This window comes from Streptomyces sp. NPDC001348 (assembly GCF_053597535.1).
On the sequence record NZ_JBSFIK010000008.1, the window covers coordinates 207,939 to 231,851 of the forward strand.

Below are 23,913 nucleotides of genomic sequence, written 5' to 3' on the forward strand. Positions count from 1 at the left end.
GTGGTGCCGACCACAAAGGGCCGGCCGCAGACCTCTTGGGGGAACCGCCATGGCCACGAACACCGCCCGCGTCCTGTCCGTGCCGGGCGCCGTCCTCCACTACCAGGTGCAAGGCAGCGGGCCGGTTCTGCTGCTCTCCCAGAGCGGTGAGGGCGACGCCGACCGCACCGTCGACCTCGTGCCGCACCTGGCCGACGCCTTCACCGTCGTCACTTACGACCGCCGGGGCCTGTCACGCAGCACGCTCGACGATCCGGCCCGGCCCGTCACCATGGGCGACCACGCCGACGACGCCGCGCGGCTGCTCGCCGAGCTCACCGACGCCCCGGCACTGATGGCCGGGTTCAGCATGGGCGGCGCGATCGGGCTGCAGGTCGTGGCCCGGCACCCGGGCGTGCTGGGAACGCTCATCGCGCACGAGCCCGTGACGCCGAACCTGCTGCCCACAGCGGACCGCGCCCAGCATGTGTCGGAACTGGCGGCCATACAGCAGATCTACGCCACCGACGGGCTGCCGGCGGCCTTCCGGGCCATCGCCCGGCACCTCGGAATCGACCCCGCCCACGAGGACACCGAGGATGGCCTCACCCCCCAGCCGATGACGCCCCGGCGCCGGGCCAACTTCGGCCACTTCATCAACACCGAGTTCACGGCCGTCATGACCGACCGGCTCGATCCCGCCGAGCCGGTACGGGCCGCAGCACGCACCGGGACGCGGATCACAGCCGCCACGGGCCGAACCACCCGGCACACCGTGCACACCTACCGCTGCGCGCTGGCACTGGCCCGACTGCTGGGCACCAAGCCCGTCGCCTTCCCGGGCGGGCACAACGGGAATACCGCCTTCCCCAGGGCCACCGCCCAGGCGCTGAAGGCCGCCCTCGCCGCATGAAGCAGGTGGGTCGGCAGTTCGGACCAGGTGCCGTCACGTTCCCTCGCCCCACACCGCGATCATGACGGCGCAGGACGAACGATGAAGCCGATCTCCAAACCAGCTAGGCGCCACGGGCACCCCCGGGCGCGGGAGAATGAAGGGCATGCCCGACCTCGAAGCCCTGCGCGCCCGTTTCGTCCGCGCCCTCGAAGGAGCCCGCGGCCCCGGTGCCGGCCCCGACCCGGCGCCGTACGCCGAGAACCTGCTGGCCCGCTGGCAGGAGCCGCAACGGCACTACCACACCCTCACGCACCTCACCGCGGTCCTCGACCACGTCGACGCGCTGGAGGAGTACGCCGCCGACCCGGACGTCGTACGCCTGGCCGCGTGGTTCCACGACGCCGTCTACCTGCCCGAGCGGTCCGAGAACGAGGAGCGGTCGGCACGGCTCGCCGAGCGGGCGCTGGCCGAGGCCGGGGTGCCGGACGGAAATACCGCCGAGGTCGCCCGGCTGGTCCGGCTGACCGTCACGCACGACCCCGCCGACGACGACCGCGACGGCCAGGTGCTGTGCGACGCCGACCTGGCGGTCCTCGCCGCGCCGCCGTCCGCGTACGCCGCCTACACCGCCGCGGTCCGCGAGGAGTACCACTTCGTGCCGAACGAGGCCTTCCGCTCCGGGCGGGCCGCGATCCTGCGCCAACTCCTCGACCTGCCAAGGCTGTTCAGGACGCCGTACGCGCGGGAGAAGTGGGAGGCGACGGCCCGCTGGAACCTGGCCGGCGAGCTCGAAATGCTGTCGACCTGAGTGGCCCCGCCCGCCTAGTGTGCGGCCCATGCGTGCCATAGGTGGGGATCAGGTGGAAGAGGCCGTCGCGGGCTGCGTGACGGCGCTGCGGCCGGCCGTGGAGCGGGACTGGCGAGGGGTGCGGGCCGGAGGGCTGGAGTGGAGTTGCCACGAGACGGCGTTCCACATCGCCGAGGATCTGATCGCGTACGGGGGCAACCTGGCGGGAGGCGCCCAGGACGCCTACGTCCCCTTCGAGATCGTCCTCGAGGACGGCACGGACAACGCGGGCCTGCTGCACGTCATCACGACGACCGGCGCCCTGCTCGCCGCCGCCGTCCGCACCGCCCCGCGCGACGCCCGCGGCTTCCACCCCTACCCCTTCCGCAGCGCCGACCGTGAGGGCTTCGCCGCGATGGGCATCGCGGAGGTGCTGCTGCACACGCATGACATCGCACAGGGCCTGGGGCTGCCGTACGAGCCCTCCGAGGAACTCGCCGAGGCCGTACTGACCTGGCTCTTCCCGCACGTCCAGCCCGGCCCGGCCGCCTGGCCGACGCTGCTGTGGGCCACCGGCCGCGGCGAACTGCCCGGCCGCGCCCCGGTCACCGAGTGGCGCTGGCGCAACAACCTGGTCATCCCCACCGAGCGCCTCACCCTGGTCGGTGTCCGCCCGGCCGCCGCCCGTGACCTCCGCCTCGGCGGCGACGGCGGCTTCGAGTGGATCGAGGGCGGACCGTTCGAGGGCACGCGGGACGCCGCCGGGATGGTGGTGAAGGCCTACGAGGCGGGCGTGCACCGGCCGGAGTTCGGGCTGTTCGTGCTGGTCCGCCGGGAGGACGGCCGCGCGGTCGGCGGCATGGGCTTCCACGGCGCACCGGACGAGGAGGGCCGCGCCGAGGTGGGGTACGACCTCGCCGAGGGCGCCCGCGGCCGGGGCTACGCCACCGAAGCGCTGCGCGCCCTGTCCGAGTGGGCGCTCGCCCGGGACGACGTGGAGCTGCTGATGGCCGCCGTCGACCAGGACAACGTGCCCTCGCAGGGCGTGGTGACCCGGTCCGGTTACACCCGGGCGACCGTGGAGGAGGAGCGGACGGCCCACGACGAGCACGACATGGACAGCGTCCTGCGGCTCTACCTCCGCCGGGCCTGAGCCCGGCTCAGCCGTCCGCGGGGCCGTGCTTGCGCCTGCGCAGTCCCGCCTTGTACAGCAGCCGCACCACCTCGCGGCTGCTGACCTCCACGGCGCCGGCGGCCACCGCGTCCGCGTACCGGTGCGACGGGATGTCGTAGTGGTCGCGTTCGAAAGCCCGCCGCGGAGCGCCCAGTTCCGCGGCGAAGGCGTGCAGTTCGTCGTACGACACGTCGCTCACCAGGTGCGACCACAGCGTTCCGTGTCCGGGCCAGGCCGGCGGGTCGATGTACACCGTCACCGGAGCCTCACGAGGAAGGCCCCCGGCCCGTCGCCGAACCCAGCGCCCCCACCGCCGCGACCCGTACGCCCGCCTTGTGGCACACCCACTGCGGGTCGGGCCCGAGCTCCGGCTCGACCTCCAGCGCGTGCGGGTCGCCGGAGCCGCACACCGGGCACAGCGGCCAGCGCCCGTACCGCTCCAGGAGCGCGTCCTGCACGTCCTGCGCGACCAGCCCGGCCACATAGCCGGCCCCCTCCGGCCACTGCTCCACCCACCACCGCCGCTGCACGACGGACTCCTCGACCAGCGAGACGACGTCCGCCTCGGCCACGTCACCGGCGATCAGATCGGCCAGCACGAGTGCGCGGGCGGCGTGCAGAACCTGCTCCAAGGGGCTGATGGGGTCCATGCACCCATTGTGCGCACTCTTGACCGGGACACCGAACCGAAAATATCTTTCAGACGTGACCCGGGATGTGAAGGAAATTTTCGGGGGAGCACTGGCCGCCAAGGTCCGCACGCTCGCCCCGTCGATGACCCGCTCCATGCAGCGCGTCGCCGAGGCCGTCGCGAGCGACCCGGCGGGCTGCGCGGCCCTCACCGTCACCGGCCTCGCCGAGCGCACCGGCACCAGCGAGGCGACCGTCGTGCGCACGGCCCGTCTGCTCGGCTACCCGGGCTACCGCGACCTGCGTCTCGCCCTGGCCGGTCTCGCCGCCCAGCAGCAGTCCGGGCGCGCGCCCGCCATCACCACCGACATAGCGGTGGACGATTCCATCGCGGACGTCGTCGCCAAGCTCGCCTACGACGAGCAGCAGACCCTCGCCGACACCGCCGCGGGCCTCGACACCGCCCAGCTGGACGCCGCCGTCGCCGCGCTCGCGGGGGCCGGGCGGACCGACGTGTACGGGATCGGTGCCTCGGGCCTGGTCGCGCAGGACCTCGCCCAGAAGCTGCTGCGCATCGGGCGGATAGCCCACGCGCACAGCGACGCGCACCTCGCCGTGACGAACGCCGTGCAGCTGCGCACGGGGGACGTGGCGATAGCGATCACGCACTCCGGGACGACGGGCGACGTGATAGAGCCGCTGCGGGTCGCCTTCGAACGCGGGGCGACGACGGTGGCGGTCACCGGGCGGCCGGACAGCGCGGTCACCCAGTACGCCGACCACGTCCTGACCACGTCGACCGCGCGGGAGAGCGAGCTGCGGCCGGCGGCCATGTCCTCCCGGACGAGTCAGCTGCTGGTGGTGGACTGCCTGTTCGTGGGAGTCGCCCAGCGGACCTACGAGACGGCGGCGCCGGCGCTGGCCGCTTCCTACGAGGCGTTGGCGCACCGGCACCGGAGCGGGTCGCGATAGACCTGGGTATGGCTGCGTCTGCTGACCGAAAACAGACCGGAAAGAGCTGCCCCGATGACCTCCCCCTCCGACTCGCGTGACCTCGACGCCCACTTGGCGACCCTGACCACCGAAGCGTTCCGGCCCGAGCTCGCCGAGATCGACCGGCTGCCCACGCTGGAGATCGCCCGGCTGATGAACGGCGAGGACAGCGCCGTACCCGCCGCGGTCGCCGAGCAGCTGCCGCGGATCGCGGCCGCGATCGACGCCGTCGCCGAGCGCATGCGGCGCGGCGGCCGGCTGGTGTACGCGGGTGCGGGCACCGCCGGACGGCTCGGGGTGCTGGACGCCTCCGAGTGCCCGCCGACCTTCGACACCGACCCCGAGCAGGTCGTCGGCCTGATCGCGGGCGGCCCGGACGCCCTGGTCACCTCCGTGGAGGGCGCGGAGGACGACAAGGAGCTGGCGCACCGCGACCTGGACGCGCTGAAGCTGACCCCCGAGGACACGGTGGTCGGGGTCTCCGCCTCCGGCCGCACCCCGTACGCGATCGGTGCCGTCGAACACGCGCGCGCCCAGGGGGCTCTGACCATCGGACTGTCCTGCAACCGGGGCAGCGCGCTCGCGGCGGCCGCGGACCACGGCATCGAGGTCGTCGTCGGCCCGGAACTGGTCACCGGGTCCACCCGGCTGAAGGCGGGCACCGCGCAGAAGCTGGTGCTGAACATGCTGTCGACGATCACGATGATCCGGCTGGGCAAGACGTACGGGAACCTGATGGTCGACGTGCGGGCCTCGAACGACAAGCTGCGGGCCCGCTCCCGCCGTATCGTCGCGCTGGCCACCGGGGCGGCGGACGGGGAGATCGAGAAGGCGCTCACCGAGACCGGCGGCGAGGTGAAGAACGCGATCCTGACCCTCCTGGCCGGTGTCGACGGCCCGACGGCCGCCCGCCTTCTGGAGGAGTCCGGCGGCCATCTGCGTGCCGCGCTGGCGGCGGCGGCCGGCTGACCGCACGCTCGGGGTGTGCAGACCTCGAACGACACCGCCGCCGCCCTGCTCCCGCTGGTCGGCGGCCCCGCGAACGTCACCTCCGTCGCCCACTGCGTGACCCGGCTGCGCCTCGGGCTGGCCGACCGGTCGCTGGTGGACGCGGAGGCGCTGCGGGCCCTGCCCGGCGTCCTCGGCGTGGTCGACGACGACACCTACCAGATCGTGCTGGGCCCGGGGGTGGTGGGAGAGGTCGCGGCACGGGTGGAGGCACTGCTGGCGACCCGCAGCACCGCGGAGGAACTGGCTTCACTGGGTGCGGAGTTGCGGGAGCGGCGGCGGCAGCGCAACGCCACCCCGGTGAAGAACGCCCTGCGCCGGATCGCGAACGTCTTCGTCCCGCTCATCCCCGCGCTGATCGGCTGCGGCGTCCTCGCGGGCCTGAACGGACTGCTGGTGAACGCCGGCCTGCTGCCGGGCCTGACCCCCGCCCTGGCCGCCGTCTCCTCCGCTTTCATGGCGCTCATCGCGGTGTTCGTCGGATACCAGACGGCGAAGGAGTTCGGGGGCACGCCGGTGCTCGGCGGGGCGGTGGCGGCCGTGGTCGTGTACCCGGGCGTGGCGAAGGTGACCGCGTTCGGGGTGCACCTGGCGCCCGGGCAGGGCGGGGTGCTCGGCGCGCTGGCGGCGGCGCTGCTGGGGGTGTACGTGGAGCGGTGGTGCCGGGGCCGGCTGCCGGGCGCCCTGGACGTGCTGCTGACCCCGACGGTGACCGTGCTGGTCGCCGGGCTGGTGACGCTGTACGGCCTGATGTACACGGCGGGCGCGGTCTCGTCGGCGATCGGCACGGCGGCCGACCGGCTGCTGACGACCACCGGCGCGTTCGCGGGGCTGGTCCTCGGCGGCCTGTTCCTGCCCCTGGTCATGCTGGGCCTGCACCAGGCGCTGATCCCCATTCACACCACGCTGATCGAACAGCAGGGCTACACGGTCCTGCTGCCCGTCCTCGCCATGGCCGGCGCCGGCCAGGTGGGCGCGGCCCTGGCGGTGTACGTCCGCCTCCGCCACGACACCTCCCTGCGTACGACGATCAGGTCGGCGCTGCCCGCGGGGCTGCTCGGGGTCGGCGAGCCCCTCATCTACGGCGTCTCCCTCCCGCTGGGCCGGCCGTTCCTGACCGCCTGTGCGGGCGGCGCGGCGGGCGGGGCCTTCGTCGGGTTCTTCGCGATGCTCGGCGACCGGGTGGGGGCGACGGCGATCGGACCGTCCGGCTGGGCCCTGTTCCCGCTGCTGGCCGGGAACAGGGGCCCGGCCCTGACGGCGGCGATCTACGCGGGGGGCCTGCTGACCGGGTACGGGGTGGGTTTCCTGGCGACGTACCTGACCCTCGGGCCCAATGCCGGAGACCTCGGCCCCGTGGGCGCCGCCCGTCCGTCCCGGGGCACCATGGAGGGCGGAAGTGACAGCGCGCCGCGGAAGGACCACGTGGAAAGACCATGAACCACGCCCAACTCACCGCCCTGGGCCGCGCCCTGCGCGTCCTCGGCGAGCACGGCGAGGCACTCACCGCCGACACACCGGACGCCAAGCTGCACGAGGTGAAGGCCGATCTGCGGCGGGCGCTGGACCTGCTGGACGAGAGCGTGACGGGGGCGGCCACGACCACCCGGTGCGCCGAGCACCCGACCGGGCCCGTCGACAAGAGCGCCCCCGACCTGTGCCTCCTGTGCGAGACCCGGCGTCGGGCGGCCCGGCGCGCTGAGTACGGCGGCGGACGCCCGCAACCGGCCGAGCCCGTCCCGTCCGCCCCGTCCCGTTACGGGGTCCGGGGCGACCGCCCCCAGCCCCAGCAGCGCTGGCTGCCGGAGCTGTGGAACGGCCGGGAGTGGCAGCTGTGCGGGACGCCGAGGCGGGACCGCCGCGAGGCGGAGCTCTACCTCGCCGCCCAGCGGCGCGGCTCGCGGCCCGCCATGGCGTACCGGCTGGTGCACGAGTTCACCGACTACGAGGTGCTGCGGGTGTGGGGCAACCCCGTGCAGGCCGACATCGAGCCGCTGGGGAACCTCTAGCCCGCGCGCGGCGCGTCGTCAGCTGAGCGACTTCAGGGAAGCGGCGTCGTACGGCTTCAGCTCGTCGAAGCGGCCGGCCAGGACCTTCGCCGCCCACTCCGGGTCCTGCAGCACGGCGCGGCCGATGGCGACCAGGTCGAACTCGTCGGACTCCAGGCGGTCGAGGAGGTCGTCGATGCCCTTGACCGCGGCGCCCTCGCCCTGGAAGGCCTTGATGAACTCGCCGTCGAGGCCGACCGAGCCGACGCTGATGGAGGGCTTGCCGGTGAGCTTCTTCGTCCAGCCCGCGAGGTTGAGGTCCGAGCCCTCGAACTCCGGGAGCCAGTAGCGGCGGGTGGAGGCGTGGAAGGCGTCGACACCGGCGGCCGCGAGCGGGGCCAGGAGGGCCTCGAGCTCCTCCGGGGTCTCGGCGAGGCGGGCGGTGAAGTCCTGCTGCTTCCACTGCGAGTAGCGGAAGATGACGGGGAACTCGGCGGAGACCTTCTCGCGGACCGCGGCGACCACCTCGGCCGCGAACTTCGTGCGGGCGACCAGGTCGCCGCCGTAGGCGTCGGTGCGCCGGTTGGTGCCGGCCCACAGGAACTGGTCGATGAGGTAGCCGTGCGCGCCGTGGATCTCCACGCCGTCGAAGCCGAGCCGCTCGGCGTCCGCGGCGGCCTGGGCGAACGCGCCGATCACCGCGTCGATGTCGGCCTGGGTCATGGCCTTGCCGGTGACCTCGGCACCGGCGGTGCGCAGCCCGGAGGGGCCGACGGCGGGGGCCTCGGGGAACGGCGGCCGGCCCTGCTCGCGCACCATGCCGACGTGCCACAGCTGCGGCACGATGGTGCCGCCTGCCGCGTGCACCGCCTCGACGACCTTCGACCAGCCCGCCAGCTGCTCCTCGCCGTGGAACCGCGGGACGCGGTCGCTGTACCCGGCGGACTCGTGCCCGACGTACGTGCCCTCGGTCACGATCAGCCCGACCCCGGCGGCCGCGCGGCGGGCGTAGTACGAGACCACGTCCTCGCCGGGGATGCCGCCCGGGGAGAACTCACGGGTCATCGGCGCCATCGCGATGCGGTTCGGGACGGTCAGGCCGTTGATCGTCGTCGGCCGGGAGAGGATCTGGGCCGCGCGGGAGGCGGCGGGCGTGACGGTCACGTGGGGAACTCCTCAGCAATTGCGGGGAAAACCGGTAGATATGTGCACGCGCATTGTTGCACCTACTTAAGGAACCCCCCGCCCCGCGTCGCACATTCCTCACCCGGCCACGTCATCCTGTGATCCAGCACACACCCGGACGTCATGCCCGCAGGCGGGCGTCCCGGTTGAGCCGCCGCACCCGCTCCCGCAGCACGTCGGCCGGCGCCGCCTCCGCCAGCTCGTCGGGCGGACAGTCCCACTCCCGCCCGCCCCCCACGGGCCGCAGCTGCACGTACCCGCCCACCCGCCCCATGACCTCACCGATCCGGCCGTCCCGCCCGTCCACGGCATACGCGGGAGTACCGCTCACGCGCCTGCACTCCGCCCGCGCAGGACGGCGGCCAGCCGGGAGGCCACGCCCAGGTTGCACCGGCCGAGGTCGACCAGCGCGTACGGGTCGCCGTGTGCGCCGGTCACGGGGTCGATCCGGAGCGACGGCAGGACGATCCCGACGTCACGCAGGGCTGTGCGGAGCCGTTCCACAGCCTCCTCGGCGGACCGGGCGGGCCGTTCGTCCGCCGTCGTTTCCCTCGCATCCATCGCGCCGATTCCTCCACTCTGAGTGTTCGCGTTCACCACACAGAGTGGCCGAGGCGGCTCTAACCTGGCCAGATACGGCGGTCCAACAACCACGTCTGTAGGACCAGGGAGTCTCCATGCCAGGACCGAAGGGCCTCGACCCGTCGTCGTCACCCCGCGCTTTGCTGGGCGCCGAGTTACGCCACGTCCGCGAGCGGAAAGGGCTGAGCCAGGAGCAGTTGGGCCAGCGGCTGTTCGTGAGCGGGTCGTTCATCGGGCAGTTGGAGGCGGGGACGCGGCGGATGCAGCCGGAGTACGCGCGGATGCTGGACGAGGCGCTGGGGACGGAGGGTTTCTTCGCCCGGAACTGCGGGGCGTCGGCCAAGTCGAAGTACGAGGAGCCCTTCGAGGAGGCAGCGGAGGCGGAGACACAGGCCGCGGCAATCAGGCAGTACGCGCCGCTCCTGATCCCCGGACTTCTTCAGACACCCACGTACGCACGGGCCGTGAACCGCGCGTACGACCCGACGGCATCGAAGGAGACCGTCGACGAGTGGGTAGAAGGCCGGATGGAGCGGACCCGCCTGCTCGACCATCCAACAAAGCCTTTGTTGTGGGTGGTGCTCGACGAGGCGGCGTTGCGCCGGGAGACCGGTGGCCGGACGGTGATGGCGGAGACCCTGCGCCACATCGCCGGCTTGGTCCGCCGGAACCGGGTCATCGCGCAGGTGCTGCCCCTCTGCGCGGGAGCACACCCTGCAATGCAGGGAGCCCTCAAGCTGATGGAGTTTGAGGACGCTCCTCCCCTGGCCTACTTCGAGGGAGTGCGCACCGGACGGCTGGAGGACGACCCGGCCACGGTCGCCCGACTGAGGTTCACGTTCGATCTCCTCGTGGCCTCCGCCCTCTCACAGGAGAAGTCCGTGACTCTCATCGAGGCGTTGGCGCAGGATTACGGCCATGAGGAGCATCCCTGAGCACGACCCGAGCATGGCCGCATGGATCAAATCCACCTATAGCCAAGGCGGCAACGACTGCCTCGAAGTAGCCGTCGGCTCCCCCACCACCATCCCCGTCCGCGACTCCAAGACCCCCCTCGGCCCGAAGCTCGTGTTCCGGGCGGAGGCATGGTCGGCGTTCGTCGAAAACCTCAAGGACACCAGGCCCTGAGCTTCGGGCGCCGAGACCCGAGCCCTCTTTGTTCGGAATGGGTGGAGGGCCTCAACCCGCCCTCCCACCCCGCGTGTTGACTTGACGCGACCGATTTGCCACGCACAGTCACAAGGGTCTAGCGTGCCCGAATAACGAACAGCCCCCGCCAGGCGCTACCAACACCTGCGGGGGCTTGACCATCAAGATCGAATACGAGGTTCGATCCGTGGCTGAAGCCAAGCTTAGTCCTGCCCCCACGTCCGCGCACGCGTCCCCGCACCCGATGGCCAATCCGGGATACGGCAAACGCTCCGCGCCGGGCCAACTCCCCCGCACCAACCACGACTTCACGCACCTCCCGCGCCGCGAGGCGGCCATCGCCGCGTACGTCGACCGGCTCCCCGACGGCGCCGACATCTCGGTGAAGACGCTGGCCAAGGAGCTGCCCTACGGCCAGTGCGCGCTGCGGACAGCCCTCAACAACCTGCATCGGGCGGGTCACTTGAGGCGGGGCCGGGAGAACATCACCGGTCCGGGCGGTTCGCGCTGGATCACCCGATCGTGGTGGTCCCGTACCGCACGCGACGACGACTGGTGGGCCGCCTTCACGCGCGGCGACGTACCGGAGAACGCCCCACCGGAACGCGCCCGCCCCACCCGCTCCCGCGCCCACATCCTGCTCGCCGCCCTCGGCCGTACGGCCCCCGCCCTGTCCCTCTCCGAGGCCGACTGCGCGCGGCTCGCTCCGCTGGTGGCGGAGTGGTTCGCACGCGGGGCGACGGACGAGGCCGTGGTCACCGCCCTGACCGCCGGCCTGCCCACCCCGGTGCACCACCCGGCGGCCCTGCTCCACCGCCGCCTGACCGCCAAACTCCCACCGGCGCCCGCCCCGCGCCCGCCGCTCCGGATCCTGGAATGCGCGGAATGCCGCATTCCCGGCCCCCCGGAGGCCCTGCCGGGCGGCCTCTGCGGCGCATGCCGCGGAGAACGCTCCCCCGCCCGCCCCCACACGCCCCTGTCCGCTTCCGCGGTCCAGGTCCGCGCGGATGAGATCCGCGCTGCGATGTCCCTACGACGAGGAGAGAAGGCACCCGTATGACCGCGCCTACGGTCCGACGACATCACCCCGGGGCACGATGGAGGGGAGGAGGCGATGTCATGACCCCTGGTACCGCCCAGCGCCCGCAGATGTCCGCCGAGGACTTCGAGGAACTCGCCCGCAAGGCCCCACGGAACGTGCAGCTCGAGTTCATCAACGGGCGGCTGTACGTGAAGGGCGACCGCATCTCGGTCGAGGACTTCGAGGAACTGGCCCGCAGGGCTCCCGAAGGCGTCAATCTCGAGCTCATTGACGGAAGGCTAGAGGTCAAGCCGATGCCGGACCAGCGTCACAGGGGCATCGTCATGTGGCTCCTCCGGCTGTTCATGCAGCTGCGGCCTGAATTGGCGCTGTACCCGGAGCAGGGTCTCAGAGTCGGTGCCTATCGCAAGGGGCATGCCTGTGCGGACGGCGCGCTGGCACCGTTCAACCACTTCATCGCTCAGGAAGGCGACTGGGCGGACCCCGACGGCGTCCTCATGGTCGTGGAAGTCACCTCTCGTGACCGTGACACCGACCGCCGCGACCGCATCGACAAGGTCCGTGGCTACGCCGAAGCCGGTATCCCTGTATACCTGCTGATCGACCGGGACAACGACACGATCGTCGTACACAGCCGGCCCAAGGACGGTCGCTACCAACAGTCCCCGTCGTACCCCTGGGGCGCCACCGTCGAGTTGCCGCCGCCGGTCGGCATCACGCTGGAAACCGAGGATCTCAAGGACTACGCCGACTGAGCCCCACACATGCCCGAGGGCGGCACCCCCAGCCAGAAGCTGGGAGTGCCGCCCTCGGAAAGGACAGGTGACCCGGGAGGATCAGAAGTCCATGTCACCGCCCGGCATGCCGCCACCGGCAGGCGCGGCGGCCTTCTCCGGCTTGTCGGCGATGACGGCCTCGGTGGTGAGGAACAGCGCGGCGATGGAGGCGGCGTTCTGCAGCGCGGAACGGGTCACCTTCGCCGGGTCGATGATGCCCTCGGCGATCATGTCGACGTACTCGCCGGTCGCGGCGTTCAGGCCGTGGCCGACCGTCAGGTTGCGCACCTTCTCGACGACGACGCCACCCTCGAGACCACCGTTGACGGCGATCTGCTTGAGCGGGGCCTCCAGGGCGAGCTTCACGGCGTTGGCGCCGGTCGCCTCGTCACCCTCGAGCTCCAGCTTCTCGAAGACCTGGGAGGCCTGCAGCAGGGCCACGCCACCACCGGCGACGATGCCCTCCTCGACGGCCGCCTTGGCGTTGCGGACGGCGTCCTCGATGCGGTGCTTGCGCTCCTTGAGCTCGACCTCGGTGGCGGCACCGGCCTTGATGACGGCCACGCCGCCCGCGAGCTTGGCCAGGCGCTCCTGGAGCTTCTCGCGGTCGTAGTCGGAGTCGCTGTTCTCGATCTCGGCGCGGATCTGGTTCACGCGGCCGTTGACCTGGTCGGAGGAGCCGGCACCGTCGACGATGGTGGTCTCGTCCTTGGTGATGACCACCTTGCGGGCCTTGCCCAGCAGGTCGAGGGTGGCGTTCTCCAGCTTGAGACCGACCTCCTCGGAGATGACCTCGCCGCCCGTGAGGATGGCGATGTCGCCGAGCATGGCCTTGCGGCGGTCGCCGAAGCCCGGGGCCTTGACGGCGACGGACTTGAAGGTGCCGCGGATCTTGTTGACGACCAGGGTCGACAGGGCCTCGCCCTCGACGTCCTCGGCGATGATCAGCAGCGGCTTGCCCGACTGCATGACCTTCTCCAGGAGCGGGAGCAGGTCCTTGACCGCGGAGATCTTGGAGTTGGCGATCAGGATGTACGGGTCGTCGAGGACGGCCTCCATACGCTCCATGTCGGTGGCGAAGTACGCCGAGATGTAGCCCTTGTCGAAGCGCATACCCTCGGTGAGCTCCAGCTCCAGACCGAAGGTCTGGGACTCCTCGACGGTGATGACGCCTTCCTTGCCGACCTTGTCCATGGCCTCGGCGATGAGCTCGCCGATCTGGGTGTCGGCGGCGGAGATGGAGGCCGTGGAGGCGATCTGCTCCTTGGTCTCGACGTCCTTCGCCTGCTCCAGCAGGGCGGCGGAGACGGCCTCGACGGCCTTCTCGATACCGCGCTTCAGGGCCATCGGGTTGGCACCGGCGGCCACGTTGCGCAGGCCCTCGCGGACCAGCGCCTGGGCCAGGACGGTCGCCGTGGTCGTACCGTCACCGGCGACGTCGTCCGTCTTCTTGGCGACTTCCTTGACCAGCTCGGCGCCGATCTTCTCGTACGGGTCCTCGAGCTCGATCTCCTTGGCGATGGAGACGCCGTCGTTGGTGATCGTGGGCGCGCCCCACTTCTTCTCGAGGACGACGTTGCGGCCCTTGGGGCCGAGCGTCACCTTCACGGCGTCCGCGAGCTGGTTCATGCCGCGCTCGAGGCCGCGCCGCGCCTCCTCGTCGAACGCGATGATCTTGGCCATGTGAAGTGGTCCCTCCAGGACTGGGGGTGATTCCTTCGGACCGCGCCCGCGCCCGCGACGGACGGCTCGCGGACCCCGTGGTTCCTTGCCCCACGTGGTCTGCGGGCCTCACCGACCCGGTCCTTCGCTGTCACTCTCACCTTCAGAGTGCTAACGCCAATGATTAGCACTCGCCCATGCCGAGTGCAAGCGGCTCGAGCGGATACCCAGGTGAACAGCGGGCTCCACGGGCGTCCGGACAGGCCGAAGGGCCCGTACCCCGGGGGGTACGGGCCCTTCGAAGATGCACAGAAGAACGTCGTCGCAGTCGGCGCGTGCTTCAGCTGGTCGCGAGCCGGACCATGTCCGCCTGCGGCCCCTTCTGTCCCTGCGAGATCTCGAAATCGACCCGCTGACCCTCTTCCAGGGTGCGGTAACCGTCCATCTGGATCGCACTGTAGTGGACGAAAACATCCGCACCACCGTCGACCGCGATGAAGCCGTACCCCTTCTCCGCGTTGAACCACTTGACGGTGCCCTGAGCCATGCCTAACTCCCCTATTACTGGCCCTTGCACAGATCCACACTTCGCGGATCCGGGTCAGACCTCACCCCCCATGGACTGGGGGCGTGCGCCGGAACGCGTCGACCGCGGCTGAATGTATCTGTCCAACTGCCGTCTGCAACAGGTCAATCGGACGAGAAATCTGGACGTCGCCGGTCGGGAATCTGCCAAAAATTCGGCTGAATTCAGGGCAATTCGGACCCGGCAAAGGGCACATAAGGCGCAAAAGACTCGCACACTTTGGCTACTTCTTGTCGGGTGTGCGGCACGAATCCAGGGCCCCCGACCCGCGTTCCGGGAGCGCGTTCCCCAACTGTACCGCGCTCAACCGCACTGAATTGCCCCCTCCGTTTCTCGTACGGCGGGGGCAATTCGATGAACCCTCGGTAATCGCTGTTACCGAAGGTAATGTTCGGTCATTCGGTCAGCCGCCGGCGACGGCCGGAATGATGGAGACGCCCGCGCCGTCCGGAGTCGCGGTCTCCAGCCCCTGCTCGAAGCGCACGTCGTCGTCGTTGACGTACACGTTGACGAAGCGGCGCAGCTTGCCCTGGTCGTCCAGGACCCGGGCGGCGATCCCGGTGTGGTTCTTCTCCAGGTCGGAGATGACCTCGCCGAGGGTCGCGCCCTCGGCCTGGACCTCCGCCCGGCCGCCCGTGTAGGTGCGCAGGATGGTGGGGATGCGAACGGTGACGCTCATACGGGTGTGACCTCCGGTCGGGTAAGCAGGGCCAGCGCGTACTACGCGAGGCCGGCCTCTCGGAACGAGTCCAGGTTGGGACGGATCGTGGCGGTCAGGCCGGTGCCCGCCACCGCGTCCAGCGTCTTCAGCCCGTCGCCCGTGTTGAGGACGACGGTCGTCTTGGCCGGGTCGAGGACGCCGCTCTCGACCAGCTTGCGCGTGACACCCACCGTCACGCCGCCCGCCGTCTCCGCGAAGATCCCCTCCGTGCGGGCCAGCAGCTTGATGGCGTCCACCACCTGCTCGTCCGTCACGTCCTCCACCGCCCCGCCGGTGCGGCGCGCGATGTCCAGGACGTACGGCCCGTCCGCCGGGTTGCCGATGGCGAGGGACTTGGCGATGGTGTTCGGCTTCTGCGGGCGCACCACGTCGTGGCCCGCCTTGAACGCGGTCGACACCGGCGAGCAGCCCTCGGCCTGGGCGCCGAAGATCTTGTACGGCCGGTCCTCGACGAGACCGAGCTTCACCAGCTCCTGCAGCCCCTTGTCGATCTTGGTGAGCTGGGAGCCGGAGGCGATCGGGACCACGATCTGGTCCGGGAGCCGCCAGCCGAGCTGCTCGCAGATCTCGTACGCCAGGGTCTTGGACCCCTCGGCGTAGTAGGGCCGCAGATTGACGTTGACGAAGCCCCAGCCCTCGCCGGCCGGGTCGCCGATCAGCTCGGAGCAGAAGCGGTTCACGTCGTCGTAGTTGCCCTCGATGCCGACGAGCTCACCGCCGTAGACCGCGGCCATGACGACCTTGCCCTGCTCCAGGTCGTGCGGGATGAACACGCAGGAGCGGAAGCCGGCCCGGGCCGCCGCGGCACCCACCGCGCCGGCCAGGTTGCCGGTGGAGGAGCAGGACAGGGTGGTGAAACCGAAGGCGCGCGCCGCCTCCAGCGCCTGCGCGACCACGCGGTCCTTGAAGGAGTGCGTCGGGTTGCCCGAGTCGTCCTTCACATACAGCTTCGACGCCTCGATGCCGAGCTCACGGGCGAGGTTGTCGGCCTGCACGAGCTTGGTCCAGCCGGGGTTGATGTTCGGCTTGGTCGCCACGTCCGCCGGGACGGGCAGCAGGGGTGCGTAGCGCCAGATGTTCGCGGGTCCCGCCTCGATCCGCTTGCGGAGCTCCTCGGTGTCGTAGGCCGAGAAGTCGTACGCGATCTCGAGCGGGCCGAAACACTCCTCGCAGGCGAAGACCGGTCCGAGCGGCACCCGGTGGCCGCACTCGCGGCAGCTCAGAGCGGCGGCGGGGCCGAGGTCTACGGTGGAGTCGGTGGTGCTTTCAGCAGTCTGCACAGCCATGTGAGGCGAGGCCCTTTCTCCTCATCTTCCTCACGACGCATCTCGCCGTGAGACGGATTTGGCACCTTCCCTAGCCGGGAGCCTCGCGGAACGATCAGGACTGATTCAACTGATCCAACTGATCTACGAGAACCGACTGGAGGGTTGCCGGGGCTTCATCGGGCCGTGTCCCTCTGCCCCTCTGGATGAGCGGTATGCGGTTGTGAACGGCGGTGACCCCGGACATGCGATGGTCATCGGCGTTGTTCAAGACTGTAACCGAAGGCCGGGACAGTTGAGATAGTCGTCCGAAGCGCGAGACAACAGTGAGGAGCCGCACACCGTGCTGGAAGAAGTCGAGCGCTGGCTGAGCACCCGCTCCTGGTCCGTGACCGATCGCCCGCTCCACCAGATCCTGGCCGCCAAGCAGCGCACGGGCCAGTCGGTCAGTGTCGTGCTGCCGGCACTCAACGAGGAGGAGACGGTCGGCGACATCGTCGCGATCGTCCGCCACGACCTCATGCAGCAGGTCCCGCTCGTCGACGAGATCGTGGTCGTCGACTCGGGGTCCACCGACCGCACCTCCGAGGTGGCCGCCGCGGCGGGCGCCCGGGTCGTCCACCGCGACGACGTCCTGCCGCGGATACCGGCCGTGCCCGGCAAGGGCGAGGTGCTGTGGCGTTCGCTCCTCGTCACCCACGGGGACATCGTCTGCTTCATCGACGCCGACCTGAAGGACTTCTCCTCCGACTTCGTCTCGGGGATCGTCGGCCCGCTGCTGACCGACCCGGAAGTGGACCTGGTGAAGGGCATGTACGACCGTCCGCTCGCGGGCGCGTCGGGCCAGGGCGGCCGGGTCACCGAGCTGATGGCCCGCCCGCTGCTCAACATGCACTGGCCGCAGCTGGCCGGATTCGTGCAGCCGCTCGGCGGTGAGTACGCGGCCCGCCGCTCGCTCCTGGAGCAGCTGCCCTTCCCCGTCGGATACGGGGTGGAGCTGGGCATGCTGGTCGACGCGCTGCACCTGGTGGGCCTGAACGCCCTGGCCCAGGTGGACGTGGGGGTGCGCAAGCACCGCCACCAGGACGGGCAGGCACTCGGCCGGATGGCCGCCGCCATCTACCGCACCGCCCAGCTGCGCCTGGCCCGCGGCCACCTCGTACGGCCCTCGCTCACCCAGTTCGAGCGGGGCGAGGAGGGCTTCGAGCCGCGCACCTACTCCGTGGACACGGAGGAACGGCCGCCGATGGCGGAGATCGCGGAGTACGCCGCGCGCCGCGTGGCCTGACCCCGGCCGTACCCCGGCCGTACCCCGGCCGGATCCCGTCGACATCCCGCCGACATCCCGCCGGTGTCACTCCGCCAGCGAGGGAACCGTACGTTTGAGCGTTTCCGGGCCGGGCTAGGTTGAGACTCATGGCTTCCACGCACGGTGCTGAGGTGCTGGTCGCGTCCAATCGCGGCCCGGTTTCGTACGAAGTCCGCGAGGACGGTTCGCTGCACGCCAAGCGGGGTGGCGGCGGACTGGTGTCCGGGCTGTCGGCCATCGGGCCGGACGCGAACGCGCTCTGGGTGTGCGCCGCGCTGAGCGACGCCGACCGGGAGGCGGTGCGCCGCTCCCACGGCGGCCGGCGGCTGTCCGAGGACGCGACCGGCGGACAGCAGGTCCGGATGATCGACATCGACGCGGCCGTGTTCTCCGACGCGTACAACGGCATCGCCAACTCGGTGCTGTGGTTCGTCCACCACATGCTGTACCAGACCCCGCTGGAACCCGTCCTCGACGCGGAGTTCCGGCGACAGTGGGCGTCCTACGAGGCCTACAACCGGGCGTTCGCCGAAGCGCTCGCCGAGGAGGCGGCGCAGGGAGCGGTGGTGGTCGTCCAGGACTACCACCTGGCCCTGGCTCCCCGGATGCTCCGGGAACTCCGCCCCGACCTGCGCATCGGCCACTTCTCGCACACCCCGTGGGCGCCGCCGGACTACTTCCGGCTGCTCCCCGACGACATCGCGGCCGAGCTGCTCGGCGGAATCCTGGGCGCGGACCGGGCGGGCTTCCTCACCCAGCGCTGGGCGGACGCGTTCACCGCCTGCTGCGAGACGGTCCTCGGCCCCGGCTCCGTCTCCGGCACCCGGATCGGGGTGCACGGCCTGGGCGCGGACGCGGACTTCCTGCGGCAGCGCGCGCACCGGCCGGACGTGGACGAGCGGATGACGGCGCTGCGGGCGGAGATCGGTACGGCGCCCGACGGCAGGGCACGCAGGACGATCGTCCGGGTCGACCGCACGGAGCTGTCGAAGAACATCGTGCGCGGGCTGCTCGCCTACCGGCAGCTTCTCGACGACCGCCCGGAATGGCGCGAGCGGGTGGTGCACGTGGCGTTCGCCTACCCCTCGCGGCAGGACCTCGCGGTGTACCGCGACTACACCGCCGAGGTGCAACGGGTCGCGGAGGAGATCAACTCCGCGTACGGCACGCCGGACTGGACCCCGGTCGTCCTCCACGTCAAGGACGACTTCGCCCGCTCCCTGGCCGCGTACCGGCTGGCCGACGTCGCCCTGGTCAACCCCATCCGGGACGGCATGAACCTGGTCGCCAAGGAGGTCCCGGTCGTCTCCGACGAGGGCTGCGCGCTGGTGCTGTCCCGGGAGGCCGGAGCCTACGAGGAGCTGGGCGAGGACGCGGTGACGGTGAACCCGTACGACATCACGGGCACGGCGCACGCCCTCCACCAGGCGCTCACCATGTCCGAGGGCGAGCGCGCGGAGCGCACCAAGCGCCTCACGGCGGCGGCCACGGCGTTGCCCCCGGCCCAGTGGTTCCTGGACCAGCTGCACGCGCTGGAAAACTGACGCGGGGGGGCGGACGCCGGTGTCCGCCCCCCGTTCGCCCGCTCACCCGCTCACCCGCTCACCCGCTCACCCGCTCACCCGCTCAGCCAAGCGCCGCCGCGAGCCCCCGCAACAGCGACACGACGCCCTCGGGGCCGTCCACCACCAGGTCCGCGCGTTCCGCGAGTTCCGTCACCTCCGTGCTGCCGCTGCAGACCAGGAGGCCGGGTACGCCGTCGGAGCGGAGTTTTTCGACGGCGGCGAAGGCGGGGAGGTCACCGAGGTCGTCGCCCGCGTAGAGGACGGCCTCGGCGCCGGTCTCGCGGACGTACTCCAGCAGGGCGACGCCCTTGTCCATGCCGGGCGGGCGGAGTTCGAGGACCATGCGGCCCGGCTCGACGATCAGGCCGTTGCGGGCGGCGAGGTCGGTGAGGGGTTCGCGCAGGGCCTCGAAGGCGGCCTGCGGGTCCTCGGCGCGGCGGGTGTGCACGGCCACGGCCCGGCCCTTCTCCTCGATCCAGGTGCCGTGCCAGGCGCCGATGCGGTCGAGGAAGCCGGGCAGTTCGGCGCGGACGGCGGTGACGCCGGGGTGCGGGGCGGGGGCGTTGACGGTGCCGCTGACGGCGTCCCAGCGTTCGGCGCCGTAGTGGCCGAGGACGACGAGGTGCTCCAGCCCGGGAACGCCCGCGAAGCCGCCGTAGCGCACCGCGACCCCGGCCGGCCGGCCGGTGACCACGGCGACGGAGGCCACCTTGGGAGCGAGGGCGGCAAGCGCCGGGACCGCCCGCGGGTGGGCGCGGGCCTGGTCGGGGTCCGCGACGATCGGCGCCAGCGTCCCGTCGAAGTCGAGCCCGACCACCGCGGAGCGGGGCCGGGCGAGCAGCGCGTTCATCCCGTCCCGCCCGGCCTGGGTGACGGGGGTCGGCAGCGGGTCCATGGGGTTGTCCGGGTCCGTGGAGTCCGTCGTGTGGATGCCCATGGATCGACCCTATCCACGCAACCACGAATGCACTCCTGGGAGCTTCACCGCTCCCCGCCGGGGGTGCGTTTCCGCGGGCGGAGCCCCGCCAGGGGTGCAGGGGACGGAGTCCCCGCCGGGGTCTGGGGCGGAGCCCCAGGGCGGGGGACTCTCCAGCCGACCGTCACGGGCGGGTGGGTGGGAAACGCCGGGGTCCAGGGGCGCAGCCCCAGGCGGGGTCTGGGGCGGAGCCCCAGGGCGGGGGACTCTCCAGCCGACGGCCACGGGCGGGTGGGTGGGAAACGCCGGGGTCCAGGGGCGCAGCCCCAGGGCGGGGCGCTCCACCCGACGGCACCCGAACCCCGGCCAAGCCCCGCGCAGCGGCTACCGCTGGCCCCGCCGCACCTCCCGCACCCGGCGCAGACGGTTGACCGTGACCGGATCGTGGGCCAGGGCCCGCTCGTCGTCGAGGAGCGCGTTGAGCAGCTGGTAGTAGCGGACCGGCGCCAGCCCGAGTTCCTCGCGTATCGCACGCTCCTTCGCGCCGGGGCCGCTGAAGCCCCGGCGTTCCAGCGCGAGGATGCCCTGCTCGCGTCGGCCCAGCTCGTCCCGTTCCATGCCCGGAACGGTAACGCGGGGCACCGACAGGGCGCTCAGCTCCCGGTGCTGTTGTCCGCGGCGTTCGCCGTCGCCTCGAGGCGGCTGAGGACGCCGAGGGGGCTGCCGTCGGGGGCGACCGCCTGGCCGATGGTCTTCTTCAGGCCCGCGCTGACCGACGCCCAGGACGTCTTGCCGACGGGGTACAGCTCGGAGGTGGGGAGTTCCTGCAGGAAGGACCGCAGTGGCTTGTCCCGGCCGGAGTCGGTCATGACGTCGGACGCGGAGGTCGTGACCGGCAGCAGCCCGTAGCGGCGGGAGAAGTCGAGGACGTTCTTCTCGTTGTAGACGAAGTCGAGGAAGTCGCCGACCTGTTCGGCGTGGCCGTTCTGCTTGAACGCCATCATCCAGTCCGCGACGCCCATGGACGCCCTGGACGGCGCCGTCCGCCCGGGCATCGGCACCGTGCCGAACTTCACGCCCTTCTTCTCGGCCTGCTGGATCAGCGTCGGGTGCCCGTTGAGCATGCCCACCTGTCCGTCGGTGAAGGCGGCGAACGCCTGGGCCCGGTTGAGCTTGCCCGGGGCGACGGGGCCGGTGAGCCCCTTGCCGACGAGGTCGTCCTTGAGCCAGGTGAGGGTGTTGACGTTCTGCGTGGAGGCCAGGTCGTAGCCGCCGATGTCGTCGGTGTAGCCGCCGCCCCCGCTGAGCAGCCACTGCATGGTCTCGGCCTGCGCCTCCTCCGGGCCGAGCGGCAGCGCGTAGGGGTACTTCACGCCCATGGCCTTCAGCTTCTCGGCGTCGGCGGCGAGCTCGCTCCAGGTGGTGGGCGGGGTGAGGGAGGCCTTGGCGAAGAGGGTCTTGTTGTAGAAGAGCACCCGGGTGGAGGCCGCGAAGGGCATGCCGTACTGGGTGTGGTTCCACTGACCGGCCTCGGCGAGCTGGGAGACGAAGTCGGCCTGCACGGGTATGGACAGCAGGTCGGAGACGTCGTACAGCTTGCCCGCGGCGGCGTAGTCGGCGTAGGCGCCGATCTGCGCCATGTCGGGCGCCTTGCCGGCGGCGACCATGTCCTTCACCTTGCGGTCGACGTCGTTCCAGGAGTAGACGGTGACGTCGATCTTCACGCCGGAGTGCTTGGCCTCGTACTCCTTGGCCAGCTCGTCCCAGTACTTCTTCGAGCTGCTGGCCGCCGAGTCGCCGTAGTCGGCCGCGACCAGTCTCAGGGTCACGTCGGACGATCCGGTGCTCCCGCAGCCCCCGAGGACCGCGGTCATGCCCAGCGCGGCGACCGCCGCGATCGTTCCTGCCGTACGACGCCCCACAGTTCCTGCACCAAACCCTACTGACTCGTCATCTGATATGTGAACACCACAAGGTCTACACCATATAGTGGACTAGACCTCTTGTGGGTTCGCGGGCCACACTGTTCCCGTGAGACATGTCATCGCCATCGATGTGGGCGGCACCGGGATGAAGGCCGCCCTGATCGGGCCGAACGGCGAACTGCTGCACCAGGACCGCCGGGCCACGGGCCGCGAGCGCGGGCCCGACGCGGTGGTCGAGGGCATCCTCGGCTTCGCGGCCTCCCTCTACGCCCACGGCGCGGAGCACCTCGGCGAACCCGCCGCCGCGGCCGGACTCGCCGTACCCGGCATCGTGGACGAGGACCGTGGGACCGCCGTCTACGCGGCCAACCTCGGCTGGCGCGACGTCCCCCTGCGCGCCCTGCTCACCGAGCGGCTCGGCATCCCCGTGGCCCTCGGGCACGACGTGCGCACCGGCGGGCTCGCCGAGGGCCGCACCGGTGCGGGCAAGGGCGCCGACCGGTTCCTGTTCGTGGCGCTGGGCACCGGGATCGCCGGCGCCATCGGCCTCGACGGACGGGTGGAGGCGGGCGCGCACGGCTTCGCGGGCGAGATCGGCCACATCGTCGTACGCCCCGGTGGCATCGCCTGCCCGTGCGGGCAGCGCGGCTGCCTGGAGCGGTACGCGTCCGCGGCGGCGGTCGGCGAAGCGTGGGCGACCGCCTCCGGCAGCCCGGACGCGGACGCCGCCGACTGTGCGAAGGCGGTCGTGTCCGGTGACCCGAACGCCGTCCGGGTCTGGCAGGAGGCCGTGGACGCGCTCGCCGACGGCCTGGTCACCGCCCTCACCCTGCTGGATCCGCGCACGCTGATCATCGGCGGCGGGCTCGCCGAGGCGGGGGAAACCCTGTTCACACCGCTCAGGGCGGCCGTCCGGCGGCGCGTCACCTTCCAGAAACTGCCGTCCGTGGTCCCCGCCGCCCTCGGGGACGCCGCCGGATGCCTGGGCGCGGGACTGCTCGCCCGGGATCTCCTCGAAACCACCGACCCCTCGGAGGTAACCGCCTGATGCCCCCCACCAAGGTTCTCGCCGGCGCCTCCGTGGTGCTGCCCACCGGGACCGTGCCCGCCGGGCGTGTGATCGTCGAGGGCACGCGGATCGCGGCCACCGCCCCTCCGGACGCGGAACTCATCGACGTCAGCGGCCACTGGCTGGTCCCCGGATTCGTCGACCTGCACAACCACGGCGGCGGCGGAGCCTCCTTCTCCGGCCCGGTGGACGACGTACTGAAAGCCGTCGCCGCCCACCACCGGCACGGCACGACCACGCTGGTCGCCTCCACCGTCACCGACGACACGGACGTCCTGGTCCGGCAGGCGGGCCTGCTGAGCGAGCTGGCCGAACAGGGCGACATCGCCGGCATCCACTTCGAGGGCCCGTTCATCTCGCCGTGCCGCAAGGGCGCGCACTCCGTGGAACTGCTGCGCGACCCGGACCCGGCAGAGGTCCGCAAGCTCCTCGACGCGGCACGCGGGCAGGCGAGGATGGTCACCCTCGCCACCGAACTGCCCGGCGGCATCGACTCGGTGCGGCTGCTGGCCGAGCAGGGCGTGATCGCGGCGGTCGGGCACACGGACGCGACGTACGAGCAGACGGTGGAGGCGATCGACGCGGGCGCCACCGTCGCCACCCACCTGTTCAACGCCATGCCCGTGCTCGGGCACCGCTCCCCCGGCCCGGTCGCCGCCCTGCTGGAGGACGAGCGGGTCACGGTCGAGCTGATCAACGACGGCACG

Annotated in this window: 27 protein-coding genes and 1 riboswitch; of the genes, 15 read left to right on the forward strand and 12 right to left on the reverse strand. The window is 71.5% G+C overall.

Annotated elements, in window-relative coordinates; all coding sequences use genetic code 11:
• The first annotated feature begins 49 nt into the window (after window positions 1-49).
• From ACWC21_RS11590 to ACWC21_RS11600, 3 genes are all read left to right on the forward strand, one after another.
• Window positions 50-892 (forward strand): alpha/beta fold hydrolase, encoded by an 843-nt coding sequence (locus ACWC21_RS11590; protein ID WP_450880572.1) that lies wholly within the window; start codon window positions 50-52, stop codon window positions 890-892.
• Window positions 893-1,037: 145 nt separating this feature from the next.
• A complete protein-coding gene (locus ACWC21_RS11595) occupies window positions 1,038-1,682 on the forward strand; it encodes an HD domain-containing protein (protein WP_450880574.1) in 645 nt (214 codons plus the stop codon).
• Between the two features lie 28 nt (window positions 1,683-1,710).
• Window positions 1,711-2,814, forward strand: coding sequence for a GNAT family N-acetyltransferase (locus ACWC21_RS11600; protein WP_450880576.1), 1,104 nt, complete (start codon window positions 1,711-1,713; stop codon window positions 2,812-2,814).
• Between the two features lie 7 nt (window positions 2,815-2,821).
• Here the strand turns inward: ACWC21_RS11600 and ACWC21_RS11605 are convergent, their stop codons facing one another.
• Both ACWC21_RS11605 and ACWC21_RS11610 read right to left on the reverse strand, forming a co-directional pair.
• Entirely contained in the window at window positions 2,822-3,094 is a 273-nt protein-coding gene (locus ACWC21_RS11605) for a DUF4031 domain-containing protein (protein WP_450880578.1), read from the reverse strand.
• Between the two features lie 7 nt (window positions 3,095-3,101).
• Window positions 3,102-3,485, reverse strand: a complete 384-nt coding sequence (locus tag ACWC21_RS11610) for a hypothetical protein (protein WP_450880580.1) — start codon at window positions 3,483-3,485, stop codon at window positions 3,102-3,104.
• A gap of 55 nt (window positions 3,486-3,540) precedes the next feature.
• Here ACWC21_RS11610 and ACWC21_RS11615 point away from each other — a divergent pair, with 55 nt between their 5' ends.
• The 4 genes from ACWC21_RS11615 to ACWC21_RS11630 are packed head-to-tail and all read left to right on the forward strand — an operon-like array spanning window position 3,541 to window position 7,475.
• Window positions 3,541-4,437 (forward strand): MurR/RpiR family transcriptional regulator, encoded by an 897-nt coding sequence (locus ACWC21_RS11615; RefSeq protein WP_450880582.1) that lies wholly within the window; start codon window positions 3,541-3,543, stop codon window positions 4,435-4,437.
• A gap of 54 nt (window positions 4,438-4,491) precedes the next feature.
• The gene (murQ, locus tag ACWC21_RS11620) at window positions 4,492-5,427 is read left to right on the forward strand and encodes an N-acetylmuramic acid 6-phosphate etherase (protein WP_450880584.1); all 936 of its coding nucleotides are present in this window, start codon (window positions 4,492-4,494) and stop codon (window positions 5,425-5,427) included.
• Window positions 5,428-5,442: 15 nt separating this feature from the next.
• The gene (locus tag ACWC21_RS11625) at window positions 5,443-6,906 is read left to right on the forward strand and encodes a PTS transporter subunit EIIC (protein WP_450880586.1); all 1,464 of its coding nucleotides are present in this window, start codon (window positions 5,443-5,445) and stop codon (window positions 6,904-6,906) included.
• Window positions 6,903-7,475, forward strand: a complete 573-nt coding sequence (locus tag ACWC21_RS11630) for a hypothetical protein (protein WP_450880587.1) — start codon at window positions 6,903-6,905, stop codon at window positions 7,473-7,475. Before ACWC21_RS11625 ends, ACWC21_RS11630 begins: the two co-directional genes overlap by 4 nt.
• Window positions 7,476-7,493: 18 nt before the next feature.
• On the opposite strand, the gene ACWC21_RS11635 is transcribed toward ACWC21_RS11630, so the two are convergent.
• The 3 genes from ACWC21_RS11635 to ACWC21_RS11645 form a co-directional block, all read right to left on the reverse strand.
• A complete protein-coding gene (locus ACWC21_RS11635) occupies window positions 7,494-8,618 on the reverse strand; it encodes an NADH:flavin oxidoreductase (protein ID WP_450880588.1) in 1,125 nt (374 codons plus the stop codon).
• Window positions 8,619-8,760: 142 nt separating this feature from the next.
• Window positions 8,761-8,970 (reverse strand): hypothetical protein, encoded by a 210-nt coding sequence (locus ACWC21_RS11640; protein WP_450880693.1) that lies wholly within the window; start codon window positions 8,968-8,970, stop codon window positions 8,761-8,763.
• Window positions 8,967-9,200, reverse strand: a complete 234-nt coding sequence (locus tag ACWC21_RS11645; protein WP_450880589.1) for a hypothetical protein — start codon at window positions 9,198-9,200, stop codon at window positions 8,967-8,969. Before ACWC21_RS11645 ends, ACWC21_RS11640 begins: the two co-directional genes overlap by 4 nt.
• A gap of 116 nt (window positions 9,201-9,316) precedes the next feature.
• Between ACWC21_RS11645 and ACWC21_RS11650 the strand changes: the two genes are divergently transcribed.
• From ACWC21_RS11650 to ACWC21_RS11665, 4 genes are all read left to right on the forward strand, one after another.
• Window positions 9,317-10,156: a helix-turn-helix domain-containing protein gene (locus ACWC21_RS11650; protein WP_450880591.1), complete on the forward strand. Its 840-nt coding sequence runs from the start codon at window positions 9,317-9,319 to the stop codon at window positions 10,154-10,156.
• Complete coding sequence (locus ACWC21_RS11655; RefSeq protein WP_450880593.1) at window positions 10,140-10,349, forward strand: DUF397 domain-containing protein; 210 nt, start codon at window positions 10,140-10,142, stop codon at window positions 10,347-10,349. The genes ACWC21_RS11650 and ACWC21_RS11655 overlap by 17 nt, the downstream gene beginning before the upstream one ends.
• A 265-nt stretch (window positions 10,350-10,614) precedes the next feature.
• Window positions 10,615-11,430, forward strand: a complete 816-nt coding sequence (locus tag ACWC21_RS11660; protein ID WP_450880690.1) for a hypothetical protein — start codon at window positions 10,615-10,617, stop codon at window positions 11,428-11,430.
• Between the two features lie 59 nt (window positions 11,431-11,489).
• Window positions 11,490-12,167, forward strand: coding sequence for a Uma2 family endonuclease (locus ACWC21_RS11665; RefSeq protein ID WP_450880595.1), 678 nt, complete (start codon window positions 11,490-11,492; stop codon window positions 12,165-12,167).
• 81 nt (window positions 12,168-12,248) lie between these two features.
• Here ACWC21_RS11665 and groL read toward each other — a convergent pair whose 3' ends face one another.
• From groL to thrC, 4 genes are all read right to left on the reverse strand, one after another.
• Window positions 12,249-13,871, reverse strand: a complete 1,623-nt coding sequence (gene groL, locus ACWC21_RS11670) for a chaperonin GroEL (RefSeq protein ID WP_388804265.1) — start codon at window positions 13,869-13,871, stop codon at window positions 12,249-12,251.
• Between the two features lie 319 nt (window positions 13,872-14,190).
• Complete coding sequence (locus ACWC21_RS11675) at window positions 14,191-14,397, reverse strand: cold-shock protein (protein WP_019057200.1); 207 nt, start codon at window positions 14,395-14,397, stop codon at window positions 14,191-14,193.
• A gap of 442 nt (window positions 14,398-14,839) precedes the next feature.
• The gene (locus ACWC21_RS11680; protein ID WP_450880597.1) at window positions 14,840-15,115 is read right to left on the reverse strand and encodes a ubiquitin-like small modifier protein 1; all 276 of its coding nucleotides are present in this window, start codon (window positions 15,113-15,115) and stop codon (window positions 14,840-14,842) included.
• A gap of 41 nt (window positions 15,116-15,156) precedes the next feature.
• A complete protein-coding gene (gene thrC / locus ACWC21_RS11685; RefSeq protein ID WP_450880599.1) occupies window positions 15,157-16,443 on the reverse strand; it encodes a threonine synthase in 1,287 nt (428 codons plus the stop codon).
• 18 nt (window positions 16,444-16,461) lie between these two features.
• Window positions 16,462-16,635, reverse strand: a riboswitch (SAM riboswitch).
• A 130-nt stretch (window positions 16,636-16,765) separates the two neighbouring features.
• On the opposite strand from thrC, the gene ACWC21_RS11690 reads away from it, so the two are divergent.
• Both ACWC21_RS11690 and ACWC21_RS11695 read left to right on the forward strand, forming a co-directional pair.
• Window positions 16,766-17,710, forward strand: coding sequence for a glucosyl-3-phosphoglycerate synthase (locus tag ACWC21_RS11690; RefSeq protein WP_450880601.1), 945 nt, complete (start codon window positions 16,766-16,768; stop codon window positions 17,708-17,710).
• A 128-nt stretch (window positions 17,711-17,838) separates the two neighbouring features.
• Window positions 17,839-19,275 (forward strand): alpha,alpha-trehalose-phosphate synthase (UDP-forming), encoded by a 1,437-nt coding sequence (locus ACWC21_RS11695; RefSeq protein ID WP_450880603.1) that lies wholly within the window; start codon window positions 17,839-17,841, stop codon window positions 19,273-19,275.
• 82 nt (window positions 19,276-19,357) lie between these two features.
• On the opposite strand, the gene otsB is transcribed toward ACWC21_RS11695, so the two are convergent.
• From otsB to ACWC21_RS11710, 3 genes are all read right to left on the reverse strand, one after another.
• Entirely contained in the window at window positions 19,358-20,233 is an 876-nt protein-coding gene (gene otsB / locus ACWC21_RS11700; RefSeq protein ID WP_450880605.1) for a trehalose-phosphatase, read from the reverse strand.
• A gap of 363 nt (window positions 20,234-20,596) precedes the next feature.
• A complete protein-coding gene (locus ACWC21_RS11705) occupies window positions 20,597-20,830 on the reverse strand; it encodes a DUF3263 domain-containing protein (RefSeq protein ID WP_450880607.1) in 234 nt (77 codons plus the stop codon).
• Window positions 20,831-20,865: 35 nt separating this feature from the next.
• Window positions 20,866-22,134: an ABC transporter substrate-binding protein gene (locus tag ACWC21_RS11710; protein ID WP_450880609.1), complete on the reverse strand. Its 1,269-nt coding sequence runs from the start codon at window positions 22,132-22,134 to the stop codon at window positions 20,866-20,868.
• Window positions 22,135-22,243: 109 nt separating this feature from the next.
• Here ACWC21_RS11710 and ACWC21_RS11715 point away from each other — a divergent pair, with 109 nt between their 5' ends.
• Together ACWC21_RS11715 and ACWC21_RS11720 are read left to right on the forward strand one after the other, a co-directional pair.
• Window positions 22,244-23,185, forward strand: coding sequence for an ROK family protein (locus ACWC21_RS11715; protein WP_450880610.1), 942 nt, complete (start codon window positions 22,244-22,246; stop codon window positions 23,183-23,185).
• A partial coding sequence (locus tag ACWC21_RS11720; RefSeq protein ID WP_450880612.1) for an N-acetylglucosamine-6-phosphate deacetylase occupies window positions 23,185-23,913 on the forward strand: 729 nt, incomplete at its 3' end. The genes ACWC21_RS11715 and ACWC21_RS11720, both read left to right, overlap by 1 nt.

Excerpts from the sequence above, each read along its gene's own strand:
- ACWC21_RS11590 (WP_450880572.1), top strand. The coding sequence starts at position 50 with ATGGCCACGAACACCGCCCGCGTCCTGTCCGTGCCGGGCGCCGTCCTC.
- ACWC21_RS11595 (WP_450880574.1), top strand. The coding sequence starts at position 1,038 with ATGCCCGACCTCGAAGCCCTGCGCGCCCGTTTCGTCCGCGCCCTCGAA.
- ACWC21_RS11600 (WP_450880576.1), top strand. The coding sequence starts at position 1,711 with ATGCGTGCCATAGGTGGGGATCAGGTGGAAGAGGCCGTCGCGGGCTGC.
- ACWC21_RS11610 (WP_450880580.1), bottom strand. The coding sequence starts at position 3,485 with ATGGACCCCATCAGCCCCTTGGAGCAGGTTCTGCACGCCGCCCGCGCA.
- murQ (WP_450880584.1), top strand. The coding sequence starts at position 4,492 with ATGACCTCCCCCTCCGACTCGCGTGACCTCGACGCCCACTTGGCGACC.
- ACWC21_RS11630 (WP_450880587.1), top strand. The coding sequence starts at position 6,903 with ATGAACCACGCCCAACTCACCGCCCTGGGCCGCGCCCTGCGCGTCCTC.
- ACWC21_RS11645 (WP_450880589.1), bottom strand. The coding sequence starts at position 9,200 with ATGGATGCGAGGGAAACGACGGCGGACGAACGGCCCGCCCGGTCCGCC.
- ACWC21_RS11650 (WP_450880591.1), top strand. The coding sequence starts at position 9,317 with ATGCCAGGACCGAAGGGCCTCGACCCGTCGTCGTCACCCCGCGCTTTG.
- ACWC21_RS11655 (WP_450880593.1), top strand. The coding sequence starts at position 10,140 with ATGAGGAGCATCCCTGAGCACGACCCGAGCATGGCCGCATGGATCAAA.
- ACWC21_RS11660 (WP_450880690.1), top strand. The coding sequence starts at position 10,615 with ATGGCCAATCCGGGATACGGCAAACGCTCCGCGCCGGGCCAACTCCCC.
- ACWC21_RS11665 (WP_450880595.1), top strand. The coding sequence starts at position 11,490 with ATGACCCCTGGTACCGCCCAGCGCCCGCAGATGTCCGCCGAGGACTTC.
- groL (WP_388804265.1), bottom strand. The coding sequence starts at position 13,871 with ATGGCCAAGATCATCGCGTTCGACGAGGAGGCGCGGCGCGGCCTCGAG.
- ACWC21_RS11675 (WP_019057200.1), bottom strand. The coding sequence starts at position 14,397 with ATGGCTCAGGGCACCGTCAAGTGGTTCAACGCGGAGAAGGGGTACGGC.
- ACWC21_RS11680 (WP_450880597.1), bottom strand. The coding sequence starts at position 15,115 with ATGAGCGTCACCGTTCGCATCCCCACCATCCTGCGCACCTACACGGGC.
- thrC (WP_450880599.1), bottom strand. The coding sequence starts at position 16,443 with ATGGCTGTGCAGACTGCTGAAAGCACCACCGACTCCACCGTAGACCTC.
- ACWC21_RS11695 (WP_450880603.1), top strand. The coding sequence starts at position 17,839 with ATGGCTTCCACGCACGGTGCTGAGGTGCTGGTCGCGTCCAATCGCGGC.
- otsB (WP_450880605.1), bottom strand. The coding sequence starts at position 20,233 with ATGGGCATCCACACGACGGACTCCACGGACCCGGACAACCCCATGGAC.
- ACWC21_RS11705 (WP_450880607.1), bottom strand. The coding sequence starts at position 20,830 with ATGGAACGGGACGAGCTGGGCCGACGCGAGCAGGGCATCCTCGCGCTG.